Annotated in this window: 9 protein-coding genes; all 9 read left to right on the top strand. The window is 43.1% G+C overall.

Features of this window, described 5'->3' with window-relative positions; genetic code table 11:
• Nucleotides 1-514: 514 nt before the first annotated feature.
• Nucleotides 515-955 carry a thioredoxin family protein gene (locus QWZ17_RS14540; protein WP_290305971.1) on the top strand — a complete coding sequence of 147 codons (441 nt, stop codon included), beginning with the start codon at nt 515-517 and terminating at the stop codon, nt 953-955.
• A 72-nt stretch (nt 956-1027) separates the two neighbouring features.
• Complete coding sequence (locus QWZ17_RS14535; protein ID WP_290305970.1) at nt 1028-1960, top strand: FAD:protein FMN transferase; 933 nt, start codon at nt 1028-1030, stop codon at nt 1958-1960.
• Between the two features lie 8 nt (nt 1961-1968).
• Nucleotides 1969-2193, top strand: coding sequence for a DUF4266 domain-containing protein (locus QWZ17_RS14530; RefSeq protein ID WP_290305969.1), 225 nt, complete (start codon nt 1969-1971; stop codon nt 2191-2193).
• Between the two features lie 26 nt (nt 2194-2219).
• Nucleotides 2220-2588: a hypothetical protein gene (locus QWZ17_RS14525; protein ID WP_290305968.1), complete on the top strand. Its 369-nt coding sequence runs from the start codon at nt 2220-2222 to the stop codon at nt 2586-2588.
• 6 nt (nt 2589-2594) lie between these two features.
• Nucleotides 2595-3527 carry a DUF3570 domain-containing protein gene (locus tag QWZ17_RS14520; protein WP_353959495.1) on the top strand — a complete coding sequence of 311 codons (933 nt, stop codon included), beginning with the start codon at nt 2595-2597 and terminating at the stop codon, nt 3525-3527.
• 44 nt (nt 3528-3571) lie between these two features.
• On the top strand, nt 3572-4261 hold the full coding sequence (locus QWZ17_RS14515; protein WP_290305967.1) for a VIT1/CCC1 transporter family protein: 690 nt from the start codon (nt 3572-3574) through the stop codon (nt 4259-4261).
• Between the two features lie 1003 nt (nt 4262-5264).
• A complete protein-coding gene (locus tag QWZ17_RS14510; protein ID WP_290305966.1) occupies nt 5265-5507 on the top strand; it encodes a hypothetical protein in 243 nt (80 codons plus the stop codon).
• Nucleotides 5508-5611: 104 nt separating this feature from the next.
• Nucleotides 5612-5860 (top strand): hypothetical protein, encoded by a 249-nt coding sequence (locus QWZ17_RS14505; RefSeq protein ID WP_290305965.1) that lies wholly within the window; start codon nt 5612-5614, stop codon nt 5858-5860.
• Nucleotides 5861-5978: 118 nt separating this feature from the next.
• On the top strand, nt 5979-6221 hold the full coding sequence (locus QWZ17_RS14500) for a hypothetical protein (RefSeq protein WP_290305964.1): 243 nt from the start codon (nt 5979-5981) through the stop codon (nt 6219-6221).
• Nucleotides 6222-6303 lie beyond the last annotated feature (82 nt).

Genomic DNA, 6303 nt, shown 5'->3' with positions numbered 1-6303 from the left:
TAATCAAAACAGGGCTTACGAAAAAAAGTATCAGAAAACACTTGCTTAGATCATAGAAATCGAACGAACCAGGGTGGGATTGCGCGCCGGAGGTGAGGAGAAATCTTCTAAAAGCGGGCATTCGGCCGTGCAAATCGTACAAGATTTCTCCTCGCGCCACGCTTTTCCCGGCGCTTGCTCGTTCGAAATGACATTTTTCTTTATTGTAAAAGATGTGTACACACAGTAGCCCATTTATGGGGCGGTAAAAGAAATAAGCAAGGTGGCTTTAGCCCAAAATGAGTTATAAAATTCTAAAAGCGAGTTCCCTGATTACCATCATTGTTTTATCGGTTTGTTAAAAATTGTTAAGCCGGCCAATTTTCATGTCAACTACAGATTCTGCTTGTAACATTGAATAGCGAAATATGGCAAGGGCGATTGGTCGATACAAAAGTGGCGTTCATCCGTTGGCTATATTTATTAGCTGCATATGGTTGCATATTAGTTCTTATTTATTCATAAATACCACCCCATGAAGTTGTTGTTCATTTCCCTTTTACTATCCATATTTACAAGTATTACCTGGTTGGGTAATTATAGCCAGGCTACAACCGAAGCCGTTAAAACACACAAACTTATCTTAATCAATTTCTCCGGGTCCGACTGGTGCGGCCCCTGTATCCGCGAGCGGAAGGAAATTTTAGAGAATGATGTGTTTACAACCTACGCGGCCGATCATCTTATATTGGTGAGAGCCGATTTCCCCCGGCAAAAAAAGAATCAGCTAAGCGCAGAACAAGTTAAACTTAACGAAGCACTTGCTGATAAATTTAACCCCGACGGAAAGTTCCCTTACACTATTTTAGTTGATGAACACGGCAAGATTTTAAAAGACTGGGATGGGTTCCCTAATGAATCGGCAGAGAGGTTTGTTCAGCAAATTTCGGCGGCCACACCGGTCGTAAAGCAATAAGCCGCCTTTTTAATTAAAACAGCCATTGCGCTTTGTGGTAGTACTCTTTTTTTAAATCAATAAATGCACTGTATGTTCAACAATCAAGTTTTTAAACGAAGCTGCAAACTGATGGGGAACCGCTTTGAACTAAGCGTGGTGGCCGCTAATGAGCAGTGGGCAAATGACAGGATTGACGCCGGTATTGCAGAAATAAGCCGGATTGAGAAGCTGCTCACCACGTTTGCCAACGACAGCGAAACCAACCAGGTGAATCAAAACGCGGGTATTGCACCCACGCCCGTAAGCCGGGAAACTTTTGAACTGGTAAAGCGATCTGTCATGATATCAAAAGTAACCCAGGGTGCATTTGATATAACTTACGGATCTATTGATAAGCGACTATGGAATTTTGATGAGCAAATGACGGCTTTGCCCGATGCCGCGGTGGCTAAGCAAATGGTACGCCTTATCAATTACCGCAATATTATTTTGGACGAAGACCGGTGCTCCATTTTTTTAAAAGAAAAAGGAATGCGGATAGGCTTTGGAGGCATTGGTAAAGGTTATGCTGCAGAACGCGCCAAGCTTATTATGCAACAGCAGGGCGTAATAAGCGGAGTGGTAAATGCATCGGGCGATTTAACAGCCTGGGGCGAACAACCCGACGGTAAAAACTGGACTATCGGTATCGCAAATCCGGATGCTTCCCGGCAAATATTTTCTTACCTGAGTATTTCGGGCCTGGCGGTTGCCACATCCGGTAATTATGAAAAGTTTATCACCATAAACGGCAAAAAGTACTCGCACACCATCAACCCCAAAACGGGACTACCGGTTACCGGAATTAAAAGCGTAACCATTATAACCACCAATGCCGAAATTGCAGATGCTATGGCAACACCTGTTACCATAATGGGTGTACATGCCGGCCTGGATATGATTAACCAGATGAAGGATATTGAGGCAATTGTTATTGATGATAATGACAGGCTTTACACCTCAAAAAATATAAATATCAAATAAACCCCTATATGACTACTAAACTATTGATTAAAATAACGGGCTGCCTGGTGTTAACCGCCGGCCTTAGCTCATGTGTGCACCTTAAAGAGTATCAAAAAAACAAGATAAACGATTCTGAGATGGCACTCAGTAACCGCAAAGTGGAAAAAAACGAATTAAACTTCCAGTCGTACCGCGAAAGCGCGTCTGGCGCCAATGCCGGCAAAACCGGTGGTGGCTGTGGTTGCAATTAATGTTAACATCCTGATTTTTTTAAAACATGAAAAAAATATACTTGTCGGTATTGGGGTTTTCCCTGATATGCAGGATGCACACCTATGCCCAAACAACTTCAGATGCTACCGGCGGCCCGCTTAAACCTGGTTTTAGCCTTGCCACATCAACAACCGATGATACGGTAAGCTACCGCCCACGCCGGTTACGTGTCGACGAAATAAACCTTGTATCCAGCTATTACAATCAAAATGGTAATCATTCGGCTGTTACCGGGGGCATCGGAACCGAAAAGGTAACCGATTTTTCGAACGGGATAAACATGAACCTGGTTTGGTACAATAACGCGATGAATAAAAACACGCTGGCCGTAGGTTTGGGTATAGATCATCATACCTCCGCGTCAGCTGCCTAGGTTTCCATCACCGGAGCTTCAAACACCGGCGGCAGCAGAATTTACCCCTCGTTAGACTGGAGCGTAGAAAACACTAAAAAAGGGACCAGCTATGGCGCGGGAATTTACTATTCGTCCGAATACAATTACCAATCATTAGGGGCCGACCTGCATTTCTCGGCCAAAACAGCCGATAAAATGGGCGAGTTCGGCGTTAAACTGCAAGGATACTTTGACCACGTTAAGCTTATTTATCCTTCCGAATTTATACCCACTTCAACAACTACAACAGGCACCATCGTTACCAGCGCCAGCGGGGGTTCCAGTTATTCATCGGGCGAAAGCGGCAAAGCACACATCCCCTCAAGCCCAAGAAATACCTACTCGGCATCGTTCTCCTATTCGCAAATTATAACATCGCGCCTGCAGATCATGTTCCTGGCCGATGTGGTTACGCAACACGGCTTTTTAAGTCTGCCGTTTCACCGGGTATATTTTTCAAACGGCAAGGATACTATAGAAAGGCTTCCTTCGTCCCGGTTTAAACTGCCATTAGGTTTCAGGGCAAACTACTTCCTGGGCGATAATGTTATACTACGCTCCTACTATCGTTATTACACCGATAACTGGGGTAGTAAATCAAACACAGCCAACCTTGAAGTAGTATATAAAATATCGCCGTTTTTGTCTGTTTCGCCATTTTACCGTTATTACACCCAAACGGGCGCCAAATACTTCGCGCCTTATCAGGAAAACAGCCCAACACAAACCTACTTTACCAGTAACTACGAGTACGCCAAATTCAACAGCCAGTTTTTTGGTATTGGTTTCAGGGTAGCGCCACCTACCGGTGTTTTGGGCTGGCAAAGCTTACACGAGCTGGAATTGAGATACGGTCACTACAAACAAAACGTAGGCCTTACATCTGATGTGGTTTCATTAAGCCTTGGTTTCAAATAATAAACCATTTAGCTAAATTGATATATTTAAACTAAAAAAGGAGTATGCATAAAGAACATCACGTTACCAGTTCAGAAACCATCAGGGATATTGTTATCGGTATGTCTGATGGGTTAACGGTGCCCTTTGCGTTGGCCGCCGGTTTAAGCGGAGCGGTAAGCTCGTCCACTTTGGTAGTAACCGCCGGCATAGCCGAGATAGTGGCAGGTTCAATAGCGATGGGACTGGGCGGCTTTTTAGCCGGCCGCACAGAGGCAGATCATTATAACTCCGAGCTAAAACGCGAGTACAACGAAGTTGAACTGGTACCCGAACAGGAAAAAGCCGAGGTTAAAGAAGTTTTTGCCGGGTTTGGCCTTTCAGCCCATTTGCAGGATGAAATAGCCGAAGAGCTATCTAAAGACAAAAAGAAATGGGTTGATTTTATGATGAAGTATGAATTGGGCTTAGAAGAGCCCGATCCCAACCGAGCCACCAAAAGTGCCTTTACTATTGGTATATCCTATATAGTAGGCGGTATTATTCCGCTGTCGCCCTATCTAATTATCCATACCGCGCAGGAAGCGTTGTATTATTCATGCGGGGTAACCCTCATTTGCCTGTTTGTGTTTGGCTACTTTAAAAGTAAACTTACAGGGCAACCCGCTTTAAGCGGCGCGTTTAAAGTAGTTATTATTGGCGCGTTGGCGGCCGGCGCGGCATTTGGCATGGCAAAACTGATTAACGGCGGCTAAGGAGCTGAATGTGAGAGGCTGCTTAAAACGGGAACTAAAACTACTATAGTCCCAACGTTATTGCGCGTAATAAAATCCGCGTGCAGCGAAAGTGGAACTGACTTAAAACCAGCTTCTCCGCCCTGTCAGTCTGAGTCATAAAATCCGGAGGCCTGTGAAAGTGGAAATGACGTAAAATCATCATCTCCACCCTGTCATCCTGAGGAACGAAGGATCTTCTTCGCCCTGTAAGTCGCCGACTTTTCTAATGAAGAAGATCCTTCACTACGTTCAGGATGACAACTTTTTACAACACGTCATGGGTAGGCTGCCTAAAAACGAAAATTCAAACTACTATATCCCCAAAGTTATTGCGCGTAATAAAATCCGCGTGCACCGAAAGTGAAACTGACTTAAAACCAGCTTCTCCGCCCTGTCAGTCTTGAGTCATAAAATCCGGGGGCCTGTGAAAGTGGAAATGACGTAAAATCATCATCTCCACCCTGTCATCCTGAGTAACGAAGGATCTTCTTCGCCCTGTAGATCGCCGACTTTTCTAATGAAGAAGATCCTTCACTACGTTCAGGATGACAACTTTTTTACAACACGTCATGGTTAGGAACGAGGGATCTTTTTCGCCCTGCTAATTGCAGAAGACTACCGGCAACGGGGACAAGTTTTACATGCTATTTTACAAGCAGTTTCACTTTGGATTTAAAAATTCCACATCAAAATAAATAAAAACCACTCCCTTTGGCTCTGATTTAATTTTAGCCTTATGCCTCTTTTTACGTCGTAAAAAAGCGTTCACTACGTTCAGCCAATCGCAAATGAACCTTGCTTTATCCTTATTTGTTTTACCAATAACAACAACCTATAGTTATAAAAAACACAAATTTTCGGAAGTACATTAACTACTAATTAAAACTATCCGTCAAAAATCATCGTTAATACCATCAAACAATATAACGAGGGTACGCTGAAAACCTTTAACAGAGTAAGCAAAATTTAATATACAGAAACCATGAAAATGCAAGAAATGAACTACACCGAATTACAGGAAGTGAACGGTGGATCGATCTTCGGAGGTAATGATTCTTCATCAAGTAACAGCGGCTTGTTAGGTGGCCTTGGCATCGGTAACTTGTTATCGTTCCAAAGTGCAAGCCAAAACGGCGATCAAAGCAATGCCTCTTCTTTCTCTTTAGGAAACGGCATTACTTCAAGCCTGGGCGGCATCTTTAATCAAGGCTCAAAAAGCTTATAAGCTGTTGGTAAAATGACGAGGCAGCGTTTGGCTGTTTCGGTTAAGTTAAAAAGGGATAGCCGAAAACCTTTAACAGAGTAGGCAAAACTAAATTTACAGAAACCATGAAAATGCAGGATTTAAATGCAATGGAGTTGAGTGAAGTGAACGGTGGTTCATTATTAGGTTTAGGCGGCAATGATTCATCATCAAGCCAGGGCGGATTGTTTGGCTCTTTGGGTATCGATAATTTATTATCATACCAAAGTGAAAGCAAAAATGGCGACCAAAGCAAATCAACATCCTTTTCATTAGGAAACGGCATCCTTGGAAGCCTGGGCGGTATTTTCGGCCAAAATTCAAGCAGCATATAATTATTGTAAGCTGAATGATTGTAACCAGATTAGCGAACAGCTTTTTCGGTAAAATTTAAAGGGATAGCCGAAAACCTTACAAACAGAGTAGGCAAAATTTTTTAAATACAAAGAAACCATGAAAATGCAAGAAATGAATTATGCCGAGTTACAGGAAGTAAACGGCGGATCAATCTTCGGAGGTAATGATTCTTCATCAAGTAGCAGTGGATTATTAGGAAGCTTAGGTATCGGTAATTTATTATCATTCCAAAGCGCAAGCCAAAACGGCGATCAAAGCAACGCCTCTTCCTTTAGTTTAGGAAACGGCATTACTTCAAGTCTGGGCGGTATTTTTAACCAGGGCTCAAAAAGTGTGTAATTAAAAAATTAAACACCAAAAACAAGGGCGGGTTACCGCCCTTGTTTTATTAAAGACATTTGATAGTATTGCCGGCATGCCC

The sequence above is a fragment of the Mucilaginibacter flavus genome (assembly GCF_030409315.1).
GTDB classification, from domain to species: domain Bacteria; phylum Bacteroidota; class Bacteroidia; order Sphingobacteriales; family Sphingobacteriaceae; genus Mucilaginibacter; species Mucilaginibacter flavus.
The sequence above is the reverse complement of the archived record's forward strand: the minus strand, read 5'-3'. Positions and strand labels throughout refer to the sequence as shown.